Raw genomic sequence first — 22,951 nt, 5'->3', positions numbered from 1 at the left:
ATAGCGTCAGTTTCAATAAGATTCAGCGAAAAGCTAGGGGAACTTTCGGGGGGTTTTTCTGTAGCCTAATTAGGCATGCCTAATTTTGCTACATTTGGCTCCCTATTAACCGCATCCAAGATGCGTTGGTCGAATTCACCACTATCTTGCGCACGTTGGTAAAGCGACCACAACACATCAAAGCCGTACCCAAATTTACGATGTGCCATTAGGAAACGCTCTAATTCAGACATTTTTTGGTTAGCTGTCCATAAACAAATAAAATCTGCGTAGTCACATGGGGGAGCCGTTTTTGGCCGACCTTTAAGGGGAGTAACACCCAAACGGAAACGACGAGCTTTCACAGAATCTTCATTTTCTTCAGAGAAAAGGAAAGACATCATTGCGTAAGTCGCTTTCTTTGACACTAATATATCCTTAATTCCCTCTCTACGCTCATAGCGCATATGGGAATAGGTACGTTCACGTATCTTATCTTTATTGAAAGCGAATTTAACACAGCGGCGCTCAACCATCTGATTAGCTAACCATTCGAGCTTTCGCGCATCGGCGCGAGAAAGCATACGACGAACTTCAGGGTCAAATTTAATGATCCCATCCATGTTTGCGCATGAAGAAGTGTCAGTTAAAGAGTCGGCCATAAACATGACAAGCTCACGAACAACCTGACGATGACCATAAATACAGTCCATTTCAGACGTTTCGCGGCAAGACGGAACCTGTTCAGTCCCAATATTTTTAAGAAGTGTTTTAAGCAGTCGCTCATTCACTTCAAAAGTAACAGCGTTCGCCTTCACGTAGTTATTAGCAAGCTTCAATAGAGACGATGAAGTACCCTGCCTAACAAAGTCGAACGTTTTTTCGTCATACCCAAAAACACCAATAAGAGGATGCTGACTATTATCCGCTTCGGATAGAAGAGCCAGCAGTATTTCCCTCACTAATAGAGGCGCACGTACTAGGTATGGAGTACGCGCAAATGCATGTGCGTCCATACTGCCTTCCCACATTAAATTGTAAAAACCCACTAACAATTATATACGCGGGTGATAAAATTGAACAGGAATTATCCACATTTTTAACCAAAAAAATACGACAGAATTTGTCAGAACACCTTTTTTTCGGATATTTAATAATGCTTTGGTATTAATTATCATACCTATATTAAACAATCCCATCCTTTTTTACCACCCAAGCATACGTATTAGCATCAAGGGACTGATAGGAAGTAGGCACCTGAACATTTAGCAACAATACATTCACAACTTCGTCTTGTATTGACATTTCCCAAATGTCTCCACCTTCTTCATTTTCAACCCAGGACTGTGACATTTCTAGGTCTGTTAACACTTCCTCTGCCACGGTTTTGTATGCTGCATCATTATCAAGATCGTAGTCACTGCGAACAAATTCCATCACACCTTTATCACGTTCTACTACGATAACCTTTTCATTGTCTCGCAATAGAACATGAACACCGTTTTGCGATGGCAGATCACTCACTTGTTCCAAGCACCATTTTAATAAATCATTGGTGATAGATGACTCCGAACTGAACAGCAAAGCAGATTCATCCTCTTTTATCCCTGGGTTGTCAAGATTACTCGGTGAATCACTAATTTCAATGTGTGAAATTGGTACTTTACTCGTATTTTTCACTTCATTTGATGCCGGTTCGTCCTCTTCGGTTTCCGCAGCATTATCAGGACCTGGCGAAGATGTTGTTGCAGCAAGGAATGCCGTGAATTCATCCAAAGCATCAGCTGACGAATTTACCTGCGTTCCCTCTTCAGTAGTTTGGGGTGATAATTTATTTACAGATGAAGAAACGACTTCTTCCGAGTCATTATTTATTGGTGCGACTTGATTATCAGTAATACTCTGAAATTCTACTGGCACTTGCTCAGTGCCTTTATTGTCAGGTTCACTATCAAATATAGACAAATCGAATCCGTCATTACTCGGTGTTTTATCAGAGGCTACAAGTTTGTCTTCCTCAGACTGTTTAGGCTGATTACTACTATCAAGTAAATCATCGAGTGAAACATTATCATCGCCACCGCCAAGCCCACTAATCAGATCGTCGAGTGAATCACTTTTATCAGGCCCCTCACTTTCCACAGGAGCAGGATCAGAAGTCTCAACTTGAGGTAAATTTTCAACGGAACGACCTAATGGCGCTGCTCGCATATCGGCCAATAAGCCTGAAAAAAGCCCTTTTTCACCATTACTATAAATAGAATCGATTACCCCTTTCAAAACTTCAGGCTTACTGTGCAACCACTTCCACCCAGTATCGTTCATCATTGTATTGAATATGGATATCGCGTAGACATAAGCAGGATAAAGACGGCTAACCTTCGCCAATTTAATTTCGCAATCTACCGGCACATTCACCCAGGGGTAAAAGTGCGAACGCTCCCCTTTTGTCTTTTTGACCTTTGAAATGGCTGTAAACTCAAAGGAATGGCAAAGCCTTGCCACATATAAGGATGAAAACGCAACTGACAAGCTAAACGTATGAAGATGCACTAAAAGCGGGTCATCCTGCACAGTTCCCTTACTTCTCCTGACTAAACGAACAAACTGATCAACATAATCAGAATACAGTTTGCCTTTTTGCTTTTCATATACACCTAAAGAACGAACAACAGAATCTATGATTGGGAAATATAAAGCCTCCCAATATTCATCTGATACCGCTATTATTTTTTTTAATGGAACTACGTCTAATGCAGGCTCACGCTGCTTTCTGCTCCAAGGCCATCCCAGTTGCATAACTGCACCACCCATAGTTGAAATTCATATATTTTTTCGCTGTTATTCAGACAATCACTGGCTACTACATTTACAGCATGCGCCCTGAAATCTTCAAAAGACTCCATCAGTGGTTCCCATACCCTACCTGTAGATTTACAAACAATGTTTTTATTTAAAACTGGAAGCCTGCATAACCAGTTAAAAAATAACTCTTCAGTAATTAGAGCCGTTCGCGTCTGCTCTTTCATAAGTTGACAATGAACCTGCATAACAGGATCAAAGGACTCATCCACATCAGCCACACCCCGAAACCTTTGCTCTATTACAGACCATGCAGAAAGAAAGGGTCTTAGCTCATCTGTTTGAGCAAGAATATCTTCAATTTCAGAGATTAACTGGGCTCTAAGCTGTGTACTACTGGACATTCAAAACCCCACATTGATATTTAGTGGAACAATTGAATCACAGTTTGGGGAAAGGAGTACTAGGAAAACACCCCCGAACTTCGAGGGGTTTTATTTAATAATAGTAAAATTAGGCATGCCTAATTATTCTATCAAGAGCGTTTTCGACCTCTTTTGGATTCAGGTTGCTCAAACCTGTAGCTGTTAAAACATTATTCACTTCATCATCTGCGGCATCTACCAATAAGTAAACAAGTAAAGCATCTAGTTGTTCATCACTATCAGGAACATACCCTTTCGACAAGATATAACGAACCATTGTTTTTACTGCCCATTGCGGAACAGACTCACCGCCCATCCAGTTTCGCAGCGTTCGCCCTGGCACAGCCCTATCGCGCTCTGAATAGCCATAAAGTTTAGCTTTTTTTACTAAGCAAACACCCGCAGCCAAATCAGTAGGACCATGATATTTAAGGAACTCCGAGGCAAGGAAGCCCCGAAGTCCCATTGCATTTTGCCAAGCGTTAGGATTGACTCTCATAGTCTAACCCACAAAAATAAGAGCAAGTTCAGACACATCAACACGAAAGGCCGGTTCTTCACTATTGTCGTATTGAACCCAAGCAAAACCCTCTTCCTTGTCTGCACGGTCGAGTAACAACTTAGCGACCTTTGAATTGTGCATAACGTTGATTTCAGTCACGCGCTTTTTCTGAAATAGACTTCCATCAACTTCATCAACTTCATCAACTTCATCAACTTCATCAACTTTTTCCGCTTGTACCTTTTCAGTCGCATCAACACCATCTTGCTCGGTTTCTAGCTGAAACTCTTCTTCAGCATCAGCATCCCCACCACCGGTCATTCCATCTGGTGTAGGGGTTTTTGAATTAGGGCGCTTTTCGTGCTCTTTTCGCTCTTCAAGTGCTGCAATTTGGTCATCAATAGGCGTTTCTAAATCTTTAACACTCAGCGATTTTGCCCATTTCCTAGTAAGGCTGTCATTCTGAACAGCCCATTCGATTAATTGCTTAGTCTTATCAGCATCTTTGCGAGCTAAACGAATCAGTACAGCTAAGGTGCTATAATCCCTACAAACCCCCTTTTCGTATAACTCATCAAGGAAGTTAAGTTTTTTATCCACTCCCAGCTTGTTTAATTGCATGATTTCTGAAATATCAGCAACAGACTTATTGGGATCGCAATCGGCAATTTGTTTCTGAGTTAAACCCGCAGTTTTAAGAACCTCGTAAGACCTAGCCAAGTCTTTAGGCGCAAGCTTCACTGCGCTTTGATTAGAAATTACCTGAACAGCATGCTTTGCATCAAAACTTTTTAATCGAACGCTTACTTTAATAGTGTCGTGGCCTGCATATTTAGCAGCTCGCCATCTACGCTCACCATCTATAATCATGTATCGCCCATCTTCTTGCTCTTCAACAAGAGGCGGGTAAATAATTCCTCCGGTTATAGGAAAGGTGTTTACAATCCCCATAATACCTTCATCATTAAGACCTTCTGTACGTGGCTGTGTTGGATCTGGATAAACATCATCAATAGGTAGCTCAACGCCATATTCAACGTCACCACCTTGAACACCACTAATGAGGTCCATAAAACCGCCAGTGTCTAAATTATTTTTACTCATGACCAATCCCCTTACTTAATTCTGTCGTTAATAGCGTCGATAGCGCTTCGGAATGCGCGACCTACCGTAGCGGCGTTACCGTTTGGAGGGCTAACCCAACACGCTCTACCAGCCATACGCGCCTCTTTGATACTCAGGGAATCCGGCAAATAATTTGGTATTAACAACTGCTTATAATCCCGTTCAATCTGAGCCAAAATTTCAGCGTAAGGGTTCTCACCTTTACGTGTAGTTGGCTTTTTAAAGAAGTTAATGTATACACCGCCAATTTGAACACCAGCTCGTAAGCCAGTCTTAACGGCCTTTACGGTCTTCAATAATGAAATCAGACCTTCGTTTGAGAAATCATCAACAGTGACCGGCACGAAAATGTAATCAACAGTATTGATTGCTGCCAACTGAGTGACACCGAGCGATGGCGGCGTATCAATAAGAATGTAATCAACATCAATTTTATCAAGATATCTTTTTGGATTACCGATGAAACTTTTCGCTTCCCTACCAGCAGCAAGCACATTTGCAATGCGCTCTTTATGCGCGGGAATAACGTGAAGGTTTTGGTGAATTGGAGACTGATACATAACAATATCATCTTGCTCTAAATCCGAGTTGAAGAGCTCAGCTGACGTAAAGCCGTTTTTCTCTACCCATTCAACCTCTTTGATTGAACCTAGTAAAAGCTTGCTCATATTGCGCTGGCCGTCGAAATCGACCACTAATACTCGATAACCTTGTTCAGCCAACCTGTATGCCTGGTTGAATTCAACTGTTGTTTTGCCGACTCCACCCTTTTCATTTGAGTGAACGCATGATTTAGCCACCTTTTTTAAGACAAAGGACGGCTTAACCGGTGTAATAGTTTCCATAATTAACTCCTAGAGCGTGGGCTTTAAACCCGTTTTATAAACCATACAGTATGTATTGGTTAGACATACATTAACTGACTTTTAACTGGGATACAATACCCCAAACAAAAAAAACGAACGAACACCGTTCGTTCTAAGTTTGCTGTTCGTTTGTTTATATTATAAACTCAAATTATCGATAGAATGAGAGTAAAAATTATGAGTGCAGATCTACAAGAGCGAGTAAGTCAAATATGCAATGACTTGTACGGCAAAGGTGAAAAAATCAGTGTAAGAGCTGTGCTATCTCTAATTCCGGATGTAAGTAGTACAAGTACCGTTCATAAGTATGTCAAAGCGTGGAGGGATGAGTTGCACGCAAATCAGCAATCCCTAATGGAACGACTTGGTTTTTCTGAAAAATTTACTCAGTCTTTTTTAGAGGAATTTAGCCGATTTAATACCGAAGCAGAAAAGCGCTGGAGGGAGGCTGCGGAGCAAGCCAGGGAGCAGGTCAGAGAAGCAATTGAAGATCTGGAACGTATTGAAGAGAAATATCATAAGCAGCAAGCATTACTTGAGCAAAGCCAAAAGGCAATCAACCAGCTTGAAGAACAAAGTCGTGAAAATGGCAATACACATCAACGAATCGAAACAGAGCTGAGGAATCGTATTGTTCAGCTCGATAAAGACAAATCTAATTTAGCTGAAACTAACGAAGCGCTACGCACTGAAATTGCTAAATCGCAGCTTAAACTTGAAAATAATGAAGAATACGTCACAGAAGTAAAAGAAAATCAGCGCAGAGTAACGCAAGAACTTCAAGTTGCTAATCAAAAAATCACTGAGCAAACAGCCACAATTGCTAAGCTAGAAACTAATACCGAACGTGATGCAAAGCAAATCGAAGATTTACGCAACAGTACGGTTGATTATCGCCGGTTAATGGAAGAAAGTGAAAAACGGGCTGTTAAATTTGAAGATAAGATTAGGGAGCTTGAAACTGAGCTAACAGCTGCTAAAAAGGGATCTGAAGACAAGTTTTCAGCGTTGAAAGTAGATAATGAAAAACTAGCTAAAGATAATGCAGACAAAGAGCGCCGGTTAATACAACAAGATAAAGTAATAGATAAATTAACCAATCAGACTGAATAATAATTTCCCCTCTCCTATCGATACCTATTATGCCAGCTGCAGCTGGCATAGTTATTTATAACTATGTTTCTGAAAGAGCCTGAATCATCGCGGCCATAACTGCTTGGCGCTCGCCTATAGGTAGCTTCTTTATTTTAGCGGCCCACCTATCCGCCTTCCTTTGAATTCTTTGCCTATCTGTAAAGTTCTTTCCCGCATACGTGTGATAGTGAACCTCCCCAGGAATAAAATTGCACCAGAGTTTTTCCGTTCGGACCCCTCCCCTGGACATTGCCTGAAAGGTATCGGACCACCACCCTGCGCCGTCAACGAGAACAGAATCATATAATTTGCTAGGGTATCCAGAAAGGATGATATTGGCCGGTAATGACTGAATTAACTCAAGTAAAGTAATGTGTTCGTCTTCCGTAAGCTCATGTTCATATCGAGCATTGCTAGTTCGCGTACTAGGTAAATAGGGGGGATCTAAATAAAGACAAACGCGACCATTATTTTGAAAATCAAAATCACGCAAGAACTGAAAGGCACACATACGAACAAGTTCAGCACTGGGATGTTCTAAAGAAGATAAACAACGAGGGTTTAAATCTACTCCAATATCACGTCCAGAAGGCGCTTTATGACGTAAGACAGCACCAGTACCAAGGAAAGGCTCTATAAAAGTATCATGTGGCGGGATGAGTTGCACAATACGCTGATAAACACCGCTACCATTTTTAGAGCCTAAGTAATTTTGCATAAGTAAAAACCCATATTACAATATACCAACGAACATAGTCAGTTATGTCTATGCTATAAATTAAAATTAGGCATGCCTAATTTTTCAATATTCAAAGCTACGACCTATGGACTTGTGAATTTACGCTACGCGGAACAGCCTTACCGTATGGACAAGCATATGGATAACTCATGGACGGGCAAGCCGACCACAAGTTACCCACACGCATTGACCACACTCACGGCTTAATTCACTAATTCCACAGGCCCAAAGAAATAATAATAATCTTCTTTTTATTTTATTATGTAGTAACCGTATAACCTCAAATTTAATCCTTATTTAGTTACCTACCGGACATATCTGTGGGGGGGAATATATAGAAGCGGACCTAATTACCGGATGACCCATTACCTCCGACCAATAACGTCTAACCGTTCTTTCACTCCGGCCACATATCGCAGCTACAGTTACTTGAGTTGGGGTGACATTTTGAGTTAGAAGCTCTCTGACCGCTCGTAGGATGCGACTTAGAGTTGATTCGGCTTTCTTCTTGGCTGTAGATACCGCAGCAGCTTGTCTAGCAGCCTTCACTTCTTCGGGTGTTAGCTTGGCTTTGTCTTGGTACAGAAATGAAACATCCATACCCAGTTGACGTTGTAGATAACCCGCTATTGAATCCTTTTTGTATTTGTATAAAGTTGTTTTTGCCGTCTTCAGGTATTTGCCTAGCTCTTCGTCCGTTAGGCCAATATGACTCTCATTAAGTTGCCTTACTCGCTGGTAAGCAGTCTCTTCATCCTGAATATGCCTTAGCGCCACAAACAATATAAACGCCGTACTATCACGCATCCCTTCTTTTACAGGATTGTTATTAATGTGCTGAAGGATATGGGTGTATATCTTGAACCACCATTGGCCTATCGTATGTTTCCCGCCGTTAGGGTTTTTATATACGTTTGGATCTTTTGGGGGAGATTTGCGTGGTTTGGCAGGGGTAGATACAGGCTGAACTAACGTGAGGTGCTTAGGTTTTGCAATTTGCACATTTAAAGACTTTGCAATTTCCTCAAAGCTAAACACATCGCCGCAAGAATAAAACTCTACAGTTCGTTTCGTTGAGCCGTGTCTTGAACCTGGCATTCTTAGCACTCGCGCAGGGTCTTTGCTCGCGCCAAGATCTACATGCCAAAGGTTTCCACCTTTTAACTTACCCACTAAAGAAGAGGCTATATCACGCCATGCAGCAACACGCCATTTATACGCGTCAACACCGTCATACATCCAGTAAAGATGAACACCGCCGGAGCCCGATAGTACATAGCCGCTTGGCAGAGGTACGCCCTGTGATTCCAGTTGATTAAATACTTCGCTTACTACTTGAGCCTCTTGCTCTTTAGAAAGCGATTTTTTGGTTTCTCTGGTAGTTCCAGCTGGCGTATTGATATCAATCTCTAACCAATTGGCATGCAGCGAAGCCAATTGCTTTGAATTGCGCCAATCAAAAAATTGATTAGGTGACACAAAACAGTCCATCGAGCAATCACGCCCGATAGATGCATCAAGATAGAATTGAAACAGCTTGCACGTTTTTTTACCTGATTGACGTGTACCAATAGCTCGCCAAGGCGAATTATCGTCAGCTATACGATATGACCACACATAACGGCAATGTTCTTCCTTACCAATGCCCATCATCTGATTGAAATCAGTCGAAGGGCGCTTCTGGTAATCCTGAAGCTGCCTAGTGCTTTTTAATAGACTATTCTCTGACATCACCACTCGACCCCTGCCATATTGACGGAATCGAGTAGTAACGTGGGTTTGTGCTTCCCATAATTTCCCTTTTTTTACTTATATTTACTTCTAGTTGCTTTTATTAGGCAAAAAGGTACTTGACCAGTTGGGGGGAAACGACTAATATTTGAGGTGCGAATTCAATATCTAGTGCTTCCAACCATTACCGGTTTGTTGCTACTCGAACAAATAGCCTCGTTTCTACGAGGCTTTGTTTTTTCTAAATCATGCCGCTACTCCGGCGAACTTTTCATTATCAATTACAAAATTTTTAATCCCCAATTTTCTTGTTAGCTTCCATGCGCTTTCAATCGTTGAAAACGTTCTTGCTTCGGGCTTATTAACCATCGCCAAAAATGCGTCTATTTCACCGTTCTGGCTGCGTACACGCATTACTTGTTTCTTACCTTCAGGATCGGGCAGCAAAGAAGCTTCCACAGCCAAATGCATGCGCGTTAGCTCCTGAATGCGTTCTTGACTAATTAATGGTTGCATCTGCATACCTAGCTCCTATGGAAATATCTCGACCCTAAGTGTTGCAAGTTTTTTACATTCGATCAAGTTTTTTTTGGCAAAAAAACATTTTTAAAACTAAAAAAGTTTTCCTAGTGCTTTTTTTACCCTCTCCTGGTTAGAAAAATGATCGGTATCAGCGTTCGCTATCAATCGATCCACTTCATCTAGCAGGGTTTCAACCGCGCTATCGCTTACAGTTTCCACTAAACCGCTATCTATTCCAGCCCAGTGGCTTACAACGACAACACACAGAAAAACATCATGGTTAGTCGCTGGCCTATAATTCCTGTTGGATATTCCGGACATCAGACCTCTCAATCTTGAGCCTGTTAAATCAGGATGTAACTGTTTAGCCATTCTTATGTAGTCACTACTTTTAAGAGCTGTCAGACTCCACAACCCTTTAATCAATCGATTATTCTTGTTTTCTTTTTCCATTTGATACAAAAAAGCCGCTATAAACGCGGCCCTTTTTCTTATATATGCCCGTAGTTAATGTAGAGTGTGTAACATATCGTTGAACTGATCAACCAACTGCTGCACATCAACATCGCCATCAAAGGGGCTATCTTTTAGCAATTGCTCGACAATTTGATTGTCGAACTGCTTACCAGCCTGCTTCAATGTATTACACATTAATTCAAGCTGGCTTGCGGGCCCTGCTTCAAGATCAAACCACTGAAACGCTTGCCAGGTATTATGCATGAGCTTCCCCCCCATCGATGAGGGAAAACCGTAGTTTACGCTCTCGCACCAAAACTTGATGTTCGGGAAGTTCATTCACTACCTGAAATAAAGGCATACCAGTGTGTTCTTGCTGCAATTTCTTCACCTTCGCACCCAGTCGGGCAGAAGCTTCAGCACAACGTTGTAGACTAAGCTTTTCAGTTTCCGAAGAAGCTTTATTTGCTCTGTCTGTAAAGTGCTTAGCGCCCAGTGAAATAGTATCCGCTAAAGATATTCTCTTGTTCATAGTGATTCCTCATTACGTATAACAGGCAGCTCGAAAGCGCCTTCTAATTAAATTGCTTGTTGTTGCTTAACGAATTGTACTAAACGGTCGTGTTTCTCAGTATCGGACTTTGGGAACTGAGTTAGTGAACCATTAAGTGAAGTGTGAAGTAAATAGACGTTATTGCTTTGGTAGGCGACTCGATACCCTTGAGTATTCAGCCCCATCACACAAACGCCCATACAAATTCCATCGTTAGCAACATCGCAAATACGGTTGCATGATTTCATTGCGTTCCTCATTACGTGTTGAAGGCAGCTCGAAAGCGCCTGTTTTATTTGTGGCCGTGAAGCCAATTAGACATCTTAAATATATCACAGAAAGATCAAAATGCACTAATGACCATCATAGTCATTTTTAACTATGCTCGATAAAAAAATGCACCCCGAAGGATGCATTTATTTTTAGGCAGCTTTTAACATATCGTTGTCGTTTGAAGCTTCAGAAGCCCACTTGCCAATCGCGAAGCCAACAGCCGTAAAGACTGGGTATGCAATGGACTGACCCAGCAGCTCATGCGCAATTGTCGAAGAGACACCTTTAATCAACCGTACCGGCACTCCTTTCACCCCTGCATGCTCTGTAGCAGTAAATAGTCTAGTCAGTACACCGTCAGGATGTTTAACAAACGCATCCGTTGAACCGGCTTTATGGTACAAGCGTCGAATTGTAGGCACAGATGATTCTGTACCATCCAATAAAGCTCGCTTAAAGCCCTTACCGGCCTTCTTGTCCCGAACCTCTTTGTCAACTAGGTACTGATAAGTTTTCCATCGAGAGTCATCTAGCGGCACATCTTCAAGTATTTCAGAAACACTACTGGGTTTTTGCTGTAAAGGTTTGACTAGCTCCATATTGAATTTAGGCATTCCTTTACTCGTAGCTACTACGCACATTCTGTCTCTATTCTCTAAGCAACCAAACTCATTGCCATTAAGAACATCAACCTCAAGTTCATAGCCCCAGGTTTCCAACACAGACTTAATTACAGCCATACTTGTAGACGATAAGTAATCAGGCACATTTTCCAGAATTATTAACCCTGGTTGACACTGACCAATGAACTGCAAAGCGTGGAAAAAACAAGCACCGGCTGCATCGTGAAACTCTGCTGCTTTTATTTTGTTCTTACTTTTTCCTGCCTTAGAAGCTCCTGTGCATGGTATGCCAGCTATTAGAACATCCACTTTTGGCGGGTTCTTTAGCTCGACAAATTCAATTCCACTTTCGATAAGAATTGAATCTTCACGGAAAAGTTCTGGTTGATTCGCTACCATCGTATCCAGGTACTGACGTTCCTGTTCTACGATGAATTTTGTATAGCAGTTAATACCGGCCTTTGTTAAACCTTCATGTAGTGCAGCATCGATGATACCGCCCCCTGAAAATAACGAACCGATAGTAAGCGCTTCACCTTTTTTAACCTTACGATTAAAGCGGTCAACGCGCTCTGCTGTTTTACGATCAATACCATGAACCTCAATAGTAGCCACACCGTTCTTGACCACCACACGAAGAAGAACACCTACATCACCAAACATTTCACCAAGCTCATCATCTTTAATTTCAATAAGCGGGTAAATTCGGCCATTCCGGTCACGCTTGGAAACTGAAAATCGACCTTCAGGTACAACTTTCAGTACAGCGACTTTCTTTTCATGATCAAGTTGGATGTCTAGCTTTTGACCTATTTGGAAGCTACTACTTAGCTTACTTCCTTCAAGCCACACTCTAGGTACACCGCGATTTTCGCCAAGACGAGTATTAATTACTGTCAACATACATTCACCTCTTTACGTATTACGGGCAGCTGGGAAGCGCCCTTTTTAGTCATTTAATAATCAACACCAGGTTAGCAAAATTCCCCCTAATGTCTAGTATCTCGACGCACATACACCTATAATCAAAGTGATTTACGCCATTTTTGGCAACACAAAAACAGGCGCTCTATGAGCTGCCTTCAACACGTAAAGAGGAAACACTATGAATATACATAGCGCTATTGAGTTGATCGCATCTGCTGGCAATGGCATTGCTGCTGATTTTACTGAACTGAAACGTCTGTACAAACGTGCAGCCTTAACTTGTCATCCAGACCGAGTTAGCAGCAATGAATCATCAGTATCAATGAAAACATTGAATGAAGCGTGGGATTTTGTATCCGGCAAGGTGGAGTTAGTAAACTACACACTTAACGGCACATCAAATAACGTTCGTACTGCTAAGGTCAACGACCCTATTGAGTCACACGAACTAACCCACTCTAACTTACCGGCCTTTGCGAGCCGTGAAACTCTACTCCGTGAAGCATTCATGATCATCGATGATGAAAAATGGAATAACTGGACGGATGTTCGCTTTAAAACGGTTTACTTTAGCAAGTACCAGGTGCGTGTACACACCTACAGTAGTTCAATCCACATAACAACTCTTGCCAATGCGCTTGAGGCCAGAAAGACTTGTGAGAAATACACAATTCACTGGAACGTGGGATCAGACGCTGAAGGTTACAGCTGCTTTCTTGAATGGGTTCGCAATATAAGCCAAACAGAGTGCATTACAGGTGTTATTGCTCATCTGTATATCGCAAACTATCAAGAACGCCGCGATGGTGTATTTGAAGCTGAATTGATGCCAGGGCTCACAGTAACGCGAAGAGAAGTAAAGTCAGGTCAGGTGTTCTCACCTTTCAAACTTCACAAACTCAAGCCTCTAACTGAGATACCTGAAAAGGTTCGTGCTTTACACTTAATCAAAATGCTCGCTAACGGCCAATACCGTCAACTGCATAGAAAAAGTTACCTTACTGATGATTATGCTTATGATGCCGCGAACAATCACGGTGCAAAAGTATATGAAAACCCCTTCCCTCTTCTGGCTGATCTCATCGAGGACCGCAGCGGAGGTTTCCACTTCTTTCATAGTGGTCATGGGGTCTACAGCTTTGGTGATCATATGAACGATAGTAAGTCTATCGTGCCGGTGATTGACAACCGTTTTCCAGCCGTAGATTTGATATCTACTAAGCTAAACGAACAAGCCTATCTCCAATAACAAGCAGGCCCTTTAAGGGCCTGTTTTTTTTGCTTGTAATCCAAATTAGACTTTCTTAGATGGTTGTGGTTGATACCGGTTAATTCGTTTTGCTCTAATTACTAATTCAATGTATGGAGTAACAAAAAATGAAATTACACCTAAAACAATCACAGCTACAGAAAGCCATATGAAAGTCGTATTTTTGATTAACAAAGAGATAAATAAAATGACAGTAGCCGTGATTAAAGCTATTCCCTGTAGTCTTACATGGTTTTTCATCTATGTGCCTTCCAATACTTGTTATTTACTTTCTTTATTGACGAGAAAATCACTATGTTTTCTTACCAATATTTGAGCCATCGTTTGTACCTCGCTTAATTCCAATACGTAAAAACAAGTGCTATGCCTACGGCGATAAGCACCCCTTTGCCGATCCAGGAAACAACTTCACCGAACACTATACCTGCTATTTTAATATCTTCCTGGGTTTCATCCGGCAACGAACTAAGCCCTGTAAGAGCTATAACGGGAAGCGTGGCAACGACACAAAATCCAGCGATAGCCGACCAGAAGGCTTGCTTGGTTTCAAATATTGCTGCTAGAAAATCCCACGCAAAATATTGGGCAACAAAGGAAGGAATACCCACTACGACCGATAAGGAAAGCGAGCATATAACCAGCAACCCTATTAATTCGTAAACTCTCTGCACAACCCAAATATCCTCCATTCCAGCTATTGTTTTTTATCTGGCAAGCCCTTTACAGCATCCAGATCCCTCACTTTTCCAGCGCTGGCAACACGAGATAATTGCCTTTCGGATAGCTCCCAACGCTTCGCTATATCTTCAAATCTCCAGCCTTTGGCGTTAGCTATCCGCTGAAATTCTGTAATCTTTCTACCTGCCATATATGTCTAGTATACCTTTCTAGCCTAACCTGTCAAATATGTCTAGTGTATGTTTATACCAAACAAGATGGCACTGGTAAATAACATTGGAATCCCCAGCAATTTACGTAATTTCCAACATGGCATCATTTTTAACCTATAAATTTTATAAGGCGCGTTCTTGTTGGGAATATTGGAATAGTCGGTTTTAGCGAAACTTGCCCATATGAAATATTTTTCTCATCAAGAAATTAGGCATGCCTAATATGCCAGTTGCCAGCACTTACTAAATTGGCTAGTATTTAAACGTCTCCTGCCATGAATGGCAAAAAGCAAAATAGGCGCTTTCGAGCTGCCTTCAACACGTAATGAGGTAATACTATGACACCGAGTAATCAACCGGTTAATCAAGCTGTCTCAATCGATACTCTGTTAGCTCTACGCTATAACTTGAAAGGCAAAGTATCCACCCCGACCGTTAAGCCAAAGCCAACTAAAAAACCAATCGATATATCACTTGAGAAGTACCAAGAAGCCGTAGATTTTTATACAGATCATCCCAACCAAGAAATGTATAAAAGCTACCTGGCTAGTTTATCCATTTGCAAAACTTTGAAAGAGGCCTTTGAGCTTTCTGACGCAATTGCAAAGGAAACAACCAATGCCAGAAAAAAACGTCTGAAGGGTATGGAGCGAGAAGAGTCCGTGAGCTCATTGCTAATGCAGCGAGTAACGGCACTTGAATCCATCCAACACGCCAAATCAAAACTGGCTGAACTCAAGCAGGAACGAGTAGAACTGAAGAAAAATAAAAAGCCCCATTAATGGGGCTTTTTTTTGGCTATCAATCTTTATCTGAACGCATAAGCAAAATCGCTTTAATGATCAGAATGAACAGCGCTACCACTATGCAGACTATTCCGATACCCAGTATAAACACAGCTTTTACAATATTAGTGTCAGTTGTAGGCCCAAAAAGTAACGCACCTAAACCCAAAAATATCGCACCAACCGCGATGTCAATTAGTAAGCCGTGGGCGAACACTATCAACATCTTTTTGACGAGCCGAGGCCCATCACGTTGCTTCGCTTTCATAGCGACCTCCTTACGTTTAACGGGCAGCTCGAAAGCGCCCTTTTTTTTTCAAAATTACGTTGGTCCACAACTATCACCAAATGCACCAGCTGGTAATTCCCAGTTGTCTACAATGATGTCATGAGCGAACGTACCTCTATTCATGGCTATTTCTAACCACTTTTTATCTACCTGATAAGGTTTACCCTTAGCAGCAACTTCCGCTAACGGAATTTGAACAACCTCTTTTTCGCTGTTGCGTGAAAAGTGAATTGTCTTACCGTATTTAGCTTCGACCGCTTCAATATTCTCAAACCGATTCGGCATGAACGTTTGAATGGTTGCTAACTGGTTTGGACTGGCAAAGATGCAAATAAGGCATGAGCATCGACCGAACCCCAAAACATATGCAGGATGAGGCAAAATGCGGTATTTCTTCATAAGATCCCACACTCGCTCTTCTTCCCAATTTTGTATGATTCGATAGTGATCCACGAAACGCTTTTTGTTGCGTTTAATATCGAAAATCACTTTACCATCGCGCCCTATTCGTTTTTGGCCCTGTGCGTCCTTCTGAGCAACTTTCGTCGCTGAGCTGGCATGTGGTTCAAAACTAGCGTAACGAGCCCTGCTGGGCGATTCTTCAGCGCGTTCACCCGTTAAAACTAAGGTGCGCTTTCCTTCAAATCGCTTTTGATGACTAATTACCTTTTTCCCCACGTCCACCTTGAGATATGCTGAACACCAACGCACTCTAAGGTCTGCACTCAGGGCTGGGAACTGTTTACGGGTTCCTAACTTATCAGAATCACCGCCGACCTTTTTGGTTTCACCTTCCGGAGTTTCAAAAAGAACAGCCGCCGTAGGCGCATTATCCCTTTCCATTTCCCGAAGAAAACCACCTTCCTTCCATGAAAAATACAACTTAACGCCCAATGCTTTGCACAGCGCTTTGCAATATTCTTCAGTACAAGGCCAGTCCATAAACTCAGGACCTTCACCATCGATTAAATGGTGATGACATTCAATTTTATCCCTGGGTATGCCTTGCTCTATGAGCTCAAGCAAACACGCGACCGAATCTTTGCCACCACTTAGAAAAACGACATAAATATCATAAGCTTGGAGGTCTACACCGTCAGTTTTCTCAATCAAATAATCAAGATCAAGACTATACGCATTTCCAGATACGAACCTTATAGGCTCTTCACATTGAAGTGCTTCCATATTTTTCCTCTTTACGTGTTGAAGGCAGCTCGTAAGCGCCTGTTTTTTTTGTAAGCTAATAAGCTAGTTACATTTAAGATACTACCGTATTTCACGCAAAAAAAAAGCGCCCCGAAGGACGCCTTTATTTTTACGCTGCTAAACCGTGTCGGCTTACCGCTTCTTTCATACTCTCGGATAAATCAAGTTCAGCTACTTGTCGCAAGTAGGCTGCTGTCACTTTGACGCTATCGACCGTCTTAACCATTCGCCCAGCTACAACACAACGGTTATTCCAGTGTGATGCATCTTTGGCTGTCGGAACGCTCGCAATTTTGTCAATTGCCTCCTTAACAGTTTCTTCATCGCTTTCGCACATACCCGATAAGGCAAGCGCTACTGACTCCAAAAATACTGCGTGACCGGCCACATTATAATTTCTCAATTCTTCTGAACTGATCTCATTATTAATGACCTTTTGCCACAGTCGGATTTTTCCGGTCAATTCAGTTAGCACCAAGTCGAAAAACTGATTCATTGAATCCAATTTTTCATCATCGATGTTAATGAAAGACTTTTCTTTGGCGTTGAGAAGCTTTTCAACAAACTTCTTCCAATGCACCAGTGACCATACCTTTTCAGATTTACCACCAATTGTTGTTTGCTCCTTATCAACCAACTCGTTTATTTCTGGATGACGCTCTAAAGCGTCCAGAACGAATTTATTGAAGGGGTTACGCAAATCATACAGCGCATTTATCGCAGCGCTTGGCTTTGACAGGTTTGCATTCAAATCAGCGAAAATTTGCTTTGACCGCTCAAGTCCTTCATCATAATAAAACGTCACAGGCACGGTTTCGTCCCCTAGAGTTTTATCATATTTCATAAAGAATTCAGCAGCTTGGCGTCGATGCTGCCCATCATTTATAAGGAGCTTTGCAGTCAAAGGTATACGAATAACACCTAAACGATCTGCAAGTCCATTTACATTTAATGGGTCAAATACCATCGCTTCATTTACGCTAACAGTCAAACACGGAAGCACATAATCTTCACGATTATCGACTACGTATTGACCTATTTCATTGGCATGCTTAATGTTGACTTTTCGTTGAGCTCGAAGCTCTGCCGGAAGACTCTCATCTGCAAACGTGAAAAACTTAACCAGATACTTAAATGGCACCTGGGCAATGTAAAATTCCTTTTTCGCCTGGATGCCTTTTACAGCAGGGAACGAATAGGTCATTTCACTCGCAGCACTTTCAAAGCTTGAAACGATACTAGCTCGCTTGGCTTCTTCCTCTGCTTTTTGCTGAATACGCTTTTCATTTTCTTCAATGAGTTTTTGCGCGGGTTCTGAAAACTTATCGCACCACTCATCAAACTCCATATCGCGATTGTACTCATCAAGTGGGACCAGGTATTTACACGCCTCTTCAGCGCTTTCGCCTGTTTTCATTTTTTCCATGATGTCTGCACACTTTCGTACTTCGCGTTGGCGGTTACATTTGATATAAGCATTCCATACCAACTCTACAGGCTTATCACCCACTTCCAACTTTTCATCAGTAGTAAGTTCAAAAGCCATTTGCGAAGGGCTTGAATCACCTTTGCTGGCTTTAGATGCGGCACGATCTGCGGTGAATGCGTCCTTATGACGGCTTTTAATTTCACCAAAGTCATAACCACACTTTGCCAGGTCAGCATTGAAATCAGTAACACATACACGATAGAACATAGTAACACTCATAATATTTCCTCTTTACGTATTGAAGGCAGCTCGAAAGCGCCTGTTTTTTTTGTGGCCGGAGGCCGGTTAACCATTCCACTATATCAAATTTTGGACATAAAAAAAGCTTCCTGTTGGGAAGCTTAATTATTCACTAGAGCGAATCGATTAGACGGTTAACGTCCAGTTCAAATTCATCTTTATCCGGCATCACTGCTAATTCGTTCGCTTGGGTATCTCTCTCAACAATCCCCCAAAAGCAATCAGCCAAACTATCGTAAAGCTCATGCGTCCTGATATCACAAACATCAATATCAAAGTCAATCATGACCTTATAAATGAGGTTTGAATAAGGGTATAAATCTAATAAGAAAACATCTTCACCAACCCCAATAACATCACCTATCGATAATTCTTTTTCACTCAGGTCTTTTAGTAACTCTGTAGCAAAGTAAAAGTGTACAAGGGCTTTTGTTGCATTTTTAGTATTCATAAGTTTCCTCTTTACGTGTTGAAGGCAGCTCGAAAGCGCCTGTTTTATTTGTGGCCGGAGCCAAATATACCTTGTGACTATATCAAATTTGGGTCATAAAAAAAGCTTCCTAATGGAAGCTTTTTATCTATTTAAAATCTAAACTTCAGACGAACCAACCCAGCAATTGTCCTTTTTATCTCCCAAATATGCATCCCACCCAAATTGCAGGGTTTCATAATCGGTCGTTAAGGATTCGCTGACGTGTTCCAGTGCGTCATAGGTCCACCCTTCATAGGGTGAATTTTGTCTAACCACCAAGTTACCGTCCAAATCATAAAGATACAAATCTTTACATCTGTTACCTTCCAGTAGACAAGGTTCTAGCTCATTAATAGGTCGTGCAACAATCATATTTTCCTCTTTACGTGTTGAAGACAGCTCATAGAGCGCCTGTTTTTTTGTGGCTATGAAGCCAAATAGACATCTTAAATATACCAGCGCTATTCGCATAAAAAAAGCGCCTTAATAGGCGCTTTCTGTTATATACACGTCACTACCTTGCAATAGAGCCTGAGTACAATCATTAGTATACGGTAAATCATCATCCCGACGAAAGAAGGAGCCCATTTTGTACGGATTATATGTAATCGCACATTCAGTTCCATCTAGCGTCTGAACCACTTCTGACGCATCAACGATGACACCTTGGCAAAAAGCGTGGACGTTCTTACGCTTATCCCTCAATACACGTAGCCTAGATTTCTCAGAAACTACCAACTGGCAATTTTCGAGCAATACCGAGCGAGCATAACCAATCACTTTACCTTTATCTTCACCTTCCATAGCCAGAATTGAATAGAATTCCGGCTTGTTTAAATTTCGATAAACCCTAACTCTCATTAGGCGGCGGCAAATACGATCAGCTTTACCCACTTTTGATTCAAACTGCCCATCTTTAAACAGTGAATTGCGTAAACACTTTGGTTTAATGTTTGATACTGCAAAATCACCTAGAGGCAAATCCATAGTTGCTTGAAACATAATGCGCTCCTATACCATGTTAGGCAGCAGCGCTGCGATCTTCCCATTTAATACCATGCCCCTGTGCTACCAAGTTGTTCAACCAGCTATGCAAAAATGAGTTTTGCATCTTTTTGGTTTTCACATTAACTTTTCCAGGAAGGGGGTATACCACCTCGTACATTGGAGGAAGACTCATTTCAAATGAATAAGCTTCAACCATCTTAGTATCAGGGTAATAAAGGATTTCCATAATTGGGTCTGAGCATAAATCACCACTTTGAACAAAGTAGTGTGCAATTGAAAAACCAATACACTTCTGGTCGTTAAAACCATCAGTGAGTTCATTGCGCTCAACTACTAAGTCCATCACACCAGAAGAGATACTTTTACGGTATAAAGGAACCGTATTGTCTTCCAGAATAATTCCAAGTTTAACCATTAGATCGTAGTTTTTCTCAAATACAGTTTTCATAATATTTCCTCTTTACGTATTGAAGGCAGCTCGAAAGCGCCTGTTTTGATTTTGGCCGATGGCCGATAAATAAATTTATATGTCTGCGCTTAATATAAAAGAAAGCGTAGGAAATCTTCTTTGTTATAAAATCCCATTCTCACTAAAAGAAAAGCATCCCTCAAAACCCACAACTATATGATCTAAAACATCAATATCAACAAGTTTTAAGGCACTTACCAACTTATTAGTTATCGCCTTATCTGCGGCTGATGGTTGAGTCATCCCTGAAGGATGGTTGTGATAGAAAATCACACTGTTTGCACCTAAAAAAAGCGCCTCTTTTACAACTTCGCGTGGGTACACAGAAGCTGCATTAATAGTCCCTCTAAAAAGCTGCTTAGATTCAATTATTTGATTTTGATTTGTCAAAAAAACAACGCCAAAAATCTCATAATCCAGATCTGAAAGAAGGCACTGTAAGTGCATCTTTATATCGCAGGAGCTAGTTATAAATTGGCCTTTTTGAAGCTTTTTCTTAGATAAAATGTTAGCAAACTCTATAATCTCAAGCTCATTAACAGAACCAGTAAGCGTATAATCACAAGAATTTTCACATACATTAAATTTAACTGACATATTAAGTCCTCTTTACGTGTTGAAGGCAGCTCGAAAGCGCCTGTTTTTTTTGTGGCTAGAAGCCAATAATCACATTCAGTATATATAGCATTTATCACTAAGTCATCTTTGAATAATAAAAAAACCCCGACAATGCGGGGCTTTCGTTATAGTATGAAGTCCAGTTCAGTTTGTGACGTATTATTCGTCAATTCAACCACTCTATCCTTGATTTTCTTCGGCACAGAAAGTCGAAGAACAGCTTCGTCCACAGGAATGCCGGTTGTGGTCCTGAGCGAAAACAGGGCTTGAGCTCGTTTCGCATCACGGTTCAATCGGTCAATACTTCCTTTAGCTATACGGACAACGCCACTTTCAAGTAAGTGCTTCAGCATAACAGTAGGGCATTTGTTTTTTAAATAACCCCCTTCAACCAAATCGGGATAAAAAGAGTCTACAAACATCATCGCCTTACTATTTTCTGTTACAACCTCAAAACAGCTGTTTTCATCGTATTTGACAACTTGATGTTTGATACCGTTACGGTAATAAACTCTCGCTAAATGCTTGTACTCACCGTACAAACCTTCATCATCAAGCCCAATACTGTTGTCTTTATTCATATAATCTTCAAGCGGAAAGTACATATAAACAGGACTGAATGCAGCCTCTATCTTTTCCGTGTGAGGGATGGGGTAACGCATACCATCCTCAACAATTTCGTGCCATATTTTCAGTGCCATACCAGGTTCAGGCTCCCCACCTTCTCTTGACCAGTGATACTGAATTGCAAGCAATTCACGATAGTCAATTAAGTCAATGGGGTGATAACCATGCTGGTCAAAGGCGTCTTGCTGAATTGTCAGCACATATCGCAAGAGATCCATCCGATACTCCATAGAATACTGGTTGATTCCAACTTTAATAAAACCGTCCCTCATTTCCCTTCCCAGTAATGACCGCTTGTTATAGTCAAACAAGGTATTGATCATATAGGTACGAAGGTCATTAAGAGGCTTCATAAAACCATATGTTTTAGGCGATACAGCTAGTTGCGCCTCTAAACTACGGTCAGTTGGATTCATTGCACATAGTACACAACCAAAACGAGCGCCACATTCCTTGTTGTTTTGAATACCAGCAAACAGATCACAGGTCCCACCGTTACCGGCGCTGTAGTGCCGTTTCATAGCATCAAAACGGTCTGAATAGCTATCAATTTCACATTCATCAACAACCTTAAAAAGCTGCCAAACATCGTTTAATGACCAATCCTTGATGATGGCTTGCGTCCACCCAAGGCCTGTAGCCACGACCTTTGTAGCTGATTCATTTCTTTTTTTCAGGTTCATAGCCCTTACTTTTGATTCGCTATCCCTAGCGCCTGATATAGAAACAATCTTAGTGGTTTGATGTTTTTGCTGAAGTGATTTAAGAAAGCGCTCCATTGGCTTAACCTTCCAGTCCACAAACTACTGTTACATTTAAAATCTGAAGAAAGTCTGGAAAGCTACGTTTTACATAACCTAGAATGCTTTTTCAGAAAAAGTGAAAAATTGCAAAGAAATTTGGACTTTTCTGAGGTCTGGAAAATGGTTTT

29 protein-coding genes are annotated in these 22,951 nt (G+C 41.4%); 3 read left to right on the top strand and 26 right to left on the bottom strand.

Translation table 11 applies throughout. From position 1 onward, the window contains the following. Positions 1-65: 65 nt before the first annotated feature. The 6 genes from NQT65_RS18945 to NQT65_RS18920 all read right to left on the bottom strand — a co-directional run bounded on the left by NQT65_RS18945 (position 66) and on the right by NQT65_RS18920 (position 5,678). Entirely contained in the window at positions 66-995 is a 930-nt protein-coding gene (locus NQT65_RS18945) for a DUF2857 domain-containing protein (protein ID WP_256851804.1), read from the bottom strand. A gap of 169 nt (positions 996-1,164) precedes the next feature. Beyond that, entirely contained in the window at positions 1,165-2,793 is a 1,629-nt protein-coding gene (locus tag NQT65_RS18940) for a hypothetical protein (RefSeq protein ID WP_256851803.1), read from the bottom strand. Beyond that, positions 2,730-3,185 (bottom strand): hypothetical protein, encoded by a 456-nt coding sequence (locus NQT65_RS18935; RefSeq protein ID WP_256851802.1) that lies wholly within the window; start codon positions 3,183-3,185, stop codon positions 2,730-2,732. Before NQT65_RS18935 ends, NQT65_RS18940 begins: the two co-directional genes overlap by 64 nt. A 109-nt stretch (positions 3,186-3,294) precedes the next feature. Next, entirely contained in the window at positions 3,295-3,705 is a 411-nt protein-coding gene (locus NQT65_RS18930; protein WP_256851801.1) for a hypothetical protein, read from the bottom strand. Positions 3,706-3,708: 3 nt separating this feature from the next. Then, positions 3,709-4,779 (bottom strand): ParB/RepB/Spo0J family partition protein, encoded by a 1,071-nt coding sequence (locus tag NQT65_RS18925; RefSeq protein ID WP_256851800.1) that lies wholly within the window; start codon positions 4,777-4,779, stop codon positions 3,709-3,711. Positions 4,780-4,823: 44 nt separating this feature from the next. Continuing rightward, positions 4,824-5,678, bottom strand: a complete 855-nt coding sequence (locus tag NQT65_RS18920; RefSeq protein WP_256851799.1) for a ParA family protein — start codon at positions 5,676-5,678, stop codon at positions 4,824-4,826. Positions 5,679-5,876: 198 nt separating this feature from the next. Between NQT65_RS18920 and NQT65_RS18915 the strand changes: the two genes are divergently transcribed. After that, positions 5,877-6,812, top strand: a complete 936-nt coding sequence (locus NQT65_RS18915; protein ID WP_256851798.1) for a DNA-binding protein — start codon at positions 5,877-5,879, stop codon at positions 6,810-6,812. A gap of 61 nt (positions 6,813-6,873) precedes the next feature. Here NQT65_RS18915 and NQT65_RS18910 read toward each other — a convergent pair whose 3' ends face one another. From NQT65_RS18910 to NQT65_RS18875, 8 genes are all read right to left on the bottom strand, one after another. Next, entirely contained in the window at positions 6,874-7,551 is a 678-nt protein-coding gene (locus NQT65_RS18910; RefSeq protein WP_256851797.1) for a DNA adenine methylase, read from the bottom strand. A gap of 318 nt (positions 7,552-7,869) precedes the next feature. Beyond that, the gene (locus NQT65_RS18905) at positions 7,870-9,303 is read right to left on the bottom strand and encodes a hypothetical protein (protein WP_256851796.1); all 1,434 of its coding nucleotides are present in this window, start codon (positions 9,301-9,303) and stop codon (positions 7,870-7,872) included. 246 nt (positions 9,304-9,549) lie between these two features. Next, positions 9,550-9,825 carry a hypothetical protein gene (locus NQT65_RS18900; RefSeq protein ID WP_256851795.1) on the bottom strand — a complete coding sequence of 92 codons (276 nt, stop codon included), beginning with the start codon at positions 9,823-9,825 and terminating at the stop codon, positions 9,550-9,552. Between the two features lie 90 nt (positions 9,826-9,915). Continuing rightward, positions 9,916-10,278, bottom strand: a complete 363-nt coding sequence (locus NQT65_RS18895) for a hypothetical protein (protein ID WP_256851794.1) — start codon at positions 10,276-10,278, stop codon at positions 9,916-9,918. 54 nt (positions 10,279-10,332) lie between these two features. Continuing rightward, on the bottom strand, positions 10,333-10,545 hold the full coding sequence (locus NQT65_RS18890) for a hypothetical protein (protein ID WP_256851793.1): 213 nt from the start codon (positions 10,543-10,545) through the stop codon (positions 10,333-10,335). Continuing rightward, positions 10,538-10,813 carry a hypothetical protein gene (locus tag NQT65_RS18885; protein WP_256851792.1) on the bottom strand — a complete coding sequence of 92 codons (276 nt, stop codon included), beginning with the start codon at positions 10,811-10,813 and terminating at the stop codon, positions 10,538-10,540. The genes NQT65_RS18890 and NQT65_RS18885 overlap by 8 nt, the downstream gene beginning before the upstream one ends. 47 nt (positions 10,814-10,860) lie before the next feature. After that, positions 10,861-11,082 carry a hypothetical protein gene (locus NQT65_RS18880; protein ID WP_256851791.1) on the bottom strand — a complete coding sequence of 74 codons (222 nt, stop codon included), beginning with the start codon at positions 11,080-11,082 and terminating at the stop codon, positions 10,861-10,863. 174 nt (positions 11,083-11,256) lie between these two features. Continuing rightward, entirely contained in the window at positions 11,257-12,633 is a 1,377-nt protein-coding gene (locus NQT65_RS18875; RefSeq protein ID WP_256851790.1) for a DNA cytosine methyltransferase, read from the bottom strand. Between the two features lie 202 nt (positions 12,634-12,835). Here NQT65_RS18875 and NQT65_RS18870 point away from each other — a divergent pair, with 202 nt between their 5' ends. Next, positions 12,836-13,906, top strand: coding sequence for a J domain-containing protein (locus NQT65_RS18870; protein ID WP_256851789.1), 1,071 nt, complete (start codon positions 12,836-12,838; stop codon positions 13,904-13,906). Positions 13,907-13,951: 45 nt separating this feature from the next. On the opposite strand, the gene NQT65_RS18865 is transcribed toward NQT65_RS18870, so the two are convergent. The 3 genes from NQT65_RS18865 to NQT65_RS18855 form a co-directional block, all read right to left on the bottom strand. Continuing rightward, complete coding sequence (locus NQT65_RS18865) at positions 13,952-14,167, bottom strand: hypothetical protein (RefSeq protein ID WP_256851788.1); 216 nt, start codon at positions 14,165-14,167, stop codon at positions 13,952-13,954. Positions 14,168-14,262: 95 nt separating this feature from the next. Continuing rightward, positions 14,263-14,616 carry a hypothetical protein gene (locus NQT65_RS18860; protein ID WP_256851787.1) on the bottom strand — a complete coding sequence of 118 codons (354 nt, stop codon included), beginning with the start codon at positions 14,614-14,616 and terminating at the stop codon, positions 14,263-14,265. 5 nt (positions 14,617-14,621) lie between these two features. Further along, positions 14,622-14,795: a hypothetical protein gene (locus tag NQT65_RS18855; protein ID WP_256851786.1), complete on the bottom strand. Its 174-nt coding sequence runs from the start codon at positions 14,793-14,795 to the stop codon at positions 14,622-14,624. Between the two features lie 360 nt (positions 14,796-15,155). Between NQT65_RS18855 and NQT65_RS18850 the strand changes: the two genes are divergently transcribed. Continuing rightward, positions 15,156-15,599, top strand: coding sequence for a hypothetical protein (locus NQT65_RS18850; protein ID WP_256851785.1), 444 nt, complete (start codon positions 15,156-15,158; stop codon positions 15,597-15,599). Between the two features lie 19 nt (positions 15,600-15,618). On the opposite strand, the gene NQT65_RS18845 is transcribed toward NQT65_RS18850, so the two are convergent. The 9 genes from NQT65_RS18845 to NQT65_RS18805 all read right to left on the bottom strand — a co-directional run bounded on the left by NQT65_RS18845 (position 15,619) and on the right by NQT65_RS18805 (position 22,799). Continuing rightward, positions 15,619-15,870, bottom strand: a complete 252-nt coding sequence (locus NQT65_RS18845) for a hypothetical protein (protein ID WP_175079833.1) — start codon at positions 15,868-15,870, stop codon at positions 15,619-15,621. A gap of 54 nt (positions 15,871-15,924) precedes the next feature. Further along, positions 15,925-17,076 (bottom strand): adenine nucleotide alpha hydrolase family protein, encoded by a 1,152-nt coding sequence (locus NQT65_RS18840; protein WP_256851784.1) that lies wholly within the window; start codon positions 17,074-17,076, stop codon positions 15,925-15,927. 130 nt (positions 17,077-17,206) lie between these two features. After that, on the bottom strand, positions 17,207-18,805 hold the full coding sequence (locus NQT65_RS18835; RefSeq protein WP_256851783.1) for a DNA sulfur modification protein DndB: 1,599 nt from the start codon (positions 18,803-18,805) through the stop codon (positions 17,207-17,209). 133 nt (positions 18,806-18,938) lie between these two features. Further along, the gene (locus NQT65_RS18830) at positions 18,939-19,277 is read right to left on the bottom strand and encodes a hypothetical protein (protein WP_256851782.1); all 339 of its coding nucleotides are present in this window, start codon (positions 19,275-19,277) and stop codon (positions 18,939-18,941) included. A gap of 138 nt (positions 19,278-19,415) precedes the next feature. Beyond that, a complete protein-coding gene (locus NQT65_RS18825) occupies positions 19,416-19,769 on the bottom strand; it encodes a hypothetical protein (protein ID WP_256851781.1) in 354 nt (117 codons plus the stop codon). Between the two features lie 12 nt (positions 19,770-19,781). Then, a complete protein-coding gene (locus NQT65_RS18820) occupies positions 19,782-20,300 on the bottom strand; it encodes a L5-gp82 domain-containing phage-derived protein (RefSeq protein WP_256851780.1) in 519 nt (172 codons plus the stop codon). 19 nt (positions 20,301-20,319) lie between these two features. Further along, on the bottom strand, positions 20,320-20,754 hold the full coding sequence (locus NQT65_RS18815; protein WP_256851779.1) for a DUF6908 domain-containing protein: 435 nt from the start codon (positions 20,752-20,754) through the stop codon (positions 20,320-20,322). A gap of 123 nt (positions 20,755-20,877) precedes the next feature. After that, positions 20,878-21,372, bottom strand: a complete 495-nt coding sequence (locus NQT65_RS18810; RefSeq protein ID WP_256851778.1) for a JAB domain-containing protein — start codon at positions 21,370-21,372, stop codon at positions 20,878-20,880. A 146-nt stretch (positions 21,373-21,518) separates the two neighbouring features. Beyond that, complete coding sequence (locus NQT65_RS18805) at positions 21,519-22,799, bottom strand: adenine nucleotide alpha hydrolase family protein (protein ID WP_256851777.1); 1,281 nt, start codon at positions 22,797-22,799, stop codon at positions 21,519-21,521. Positions 22,800-22,951: the final 152 nt, after the last annotated feature.

Source organism: Pseudoalteromonas agarivorans (genome assembly GCF_024518735.1).
GTDB lineage: Bacteria > Pseudomonadota > Gammaproteobacteria > Enterobacterales > Alteromonadaceae > Pseudoalteromonas > Pseudoalteromonas atlantica.
This window is presented reverse-complemented; position numbering and strand designations above follow the sequence as displayed.

Coding starts and splice junctions, on each gene's coding strand:
- NQT65_RS18945 (WP_256851804.1), bottom strand. CDS start 995: ATGGACGCACATGCATTTGCGCGTACTCCATACCTAGTACGTGCGCCT.
- NQT65_RS18940 (WP_256851803.1), bottom strand. CDS start 2,793: ATGGGTGGTGCAGTTATGCAACTGGGATGGCCTTGGAGCAGAAAGCAG.
- NQT65_RS18935 (WP_256851802.1), bottom strand. CDS start 3,185: ATGTCCAGTAGTACACAGCTTAGAGCCCAGTTAATCTCTGAAATTGAA.
- NQT65_RS18930 (WP_256851801.1), bottom strand. CDS start 3,705: ATGAGAGTCAATCCTAACGCTTGGCAAAATGCAATGGGACTTCGGGGC.
- NQT65_RS18925 (WP_256851800.1), bottom strand. CDS start 4,779: ATGGACCTCATTAGTGGTGTTCAAGGTGGTGACGTTGAATATGGCGTT.
- NQT65_RS18920 (WP_256851799.1), bottom strand. CDS start 5,678: ATGGAAACTATTACACCGGTTAAGCCGTCCTTTGTCTTAAAAAAGGTG.
- NQT65_RS18915 (WP_256851798.1), top strand. CDS start 5,877: ATGAGTGCAGATCTACAAGAGCGAGTAAGTCAAATATGCAATGACTTG.
- NQT65_RS18910 (WP_256851797.1), bottom strand. CDS start 7,551: ATGCAAAATTACTTAGGCTCTAAAAATGGTAGCGGTGTTTATCAGCGT.
- NQT65_RS18905 (WP_256851796.1), bottom strand. CDS start 9,303: ATGTCAGAGAATAGTCTATTAAAAAGCACTAGGCAGCTTCAGGATTAC.
- NQT65_RS18900 (WP_256851795.1), bottom strand. CDS start 9,825: ATGCAGATGCAACCATTAATTAGTCAAGAACGCATTCAGGAGCTAACG.
- NQT65_RS18895 (WP_256851794.1), bottom strand. CDS start 10,278: ATGGAAAAAGAAAACAAGAATAATCGATTGATTAAAGGGTTGTGGAGT.
- NQT65_RS18890 (WP_256851793.1), bottom strand. CDS start 10,545: ATGCATAATACCTGGCAAGCGTTTCAGTGGTTTGATCTTGAAGCAGGG.
- NQT65_RS18885 (WP_256851792.1), bottom strand. CDS start 10,813: ATGAACAAGAGAATATCTTTAGCGGATACTATTTCACTGGGCGCTAAG.
- NQT65_RS18880 (WP_256851791.1), bottom strand. CDS start 11,082: ATGAAATCATGCAACCGTATTTGCGATGTTGCTAACGATGGAATTTGT.
- NQT65_RS18875 (WP_256851790.1), bottom strand. CDS start 12,633: ATGTTGACAGTAATTAATACTCGTCTTGGCGAAAATCGCGGTGTACCT.
- NQT65_RS18870 (WP_256851789.1), top strand. CDS start 12,836: ATGAATATACATAGCGCTATTGAGTTGATCGCATCTGCTGGCAATGGC.
- NQT65_RS18865 (WP_256851788.1), bottom strand. CDS start 14,167: ATGAAAAACCATGTAAGACTACAGGGAATAGCTTTAATCACGGCTACT.
- NQT65_RS18860 (WP_256851787.1), bottom strand. CDS start 14,616: ATGGAGGATATTTGGGTTGTGCAGAGAGTTTACGAATTAATAGGGTTG.
- NQT65_RS18855 (WP_256851786.1), bottom strand. CDS start 14,795: ATGGCAGGTAGAAAGATTACAGAATTTCAGCGGATAGCTAACGCCAAA.
- NQT65_RS18850 (WP_256851785.1), top strand. CDS start 15,156: ATGACACCGAGTAATCAACCGGTTAATCAAGCTGTCTCAATCGATACT.
- NQT65_RS18845 (WP_175079833.1), bottom strand. CDS start 15,870: ATGAAAGCGAAGCAACGTGATGGGCCTCGGCTCGTCAAAAAGATGTTG.
- NQT65_RS18840 (WP_256851784.1), bottom strand. CDS start 17,076: ATGGAAGCACTTCAATGTGAAGAGCCTATAAGGTTCGTATCTGGAAAT.
- NQT65_RS18835 (WP_256851783.1), bottom strand. CDS start 18,805: ATGAGTGTTACTATGTTCTATCGTGTATGTGTTACTGATTTCAATGCT.
- NQT65_RS18830 (WP_256851782.1), bottom strand. CDS start 19,277: ATGAATACTAAAAATGCAACAAAAGCCCTTGTACACTTTTACTTTGCT.
- NQT65_RS18825 (WP_256851781.1), bottom strand. CDS start 19,769: ATGCGAATAGCGCTGGTATATTTAAGATGTCTATTTGGCTTCATAGCC.
- NQT65_RS18820 (WP_256851780.1), bottom strand. CDS start 20,300: ATGTTTCAAGCAACTATGGATTTGCCTCTAGGTGATTTTGCAGTATCA.
- NQT65_RS18815 (WP_256851779.1), bottom strand. CDS start 20,754: ATGAAAACTGTATTTGAGAAAAACTACGATCTAATGGTTAAACTTGGA.
- NQT65_RS18810 (WP_256851778.1), bottom strand. CDS start 21,372: ATGTCAGTTAAATTTAATGTATGTGAAAATTCTTGTGATTATACGCTT.
- NQT65_RS18805 (WP_256851777.1), bottom strand. CDS start 22,799: ATGGAGCGCTTTCTTAAATCACTTCAGCAAAAACATCAAACCACTAAG.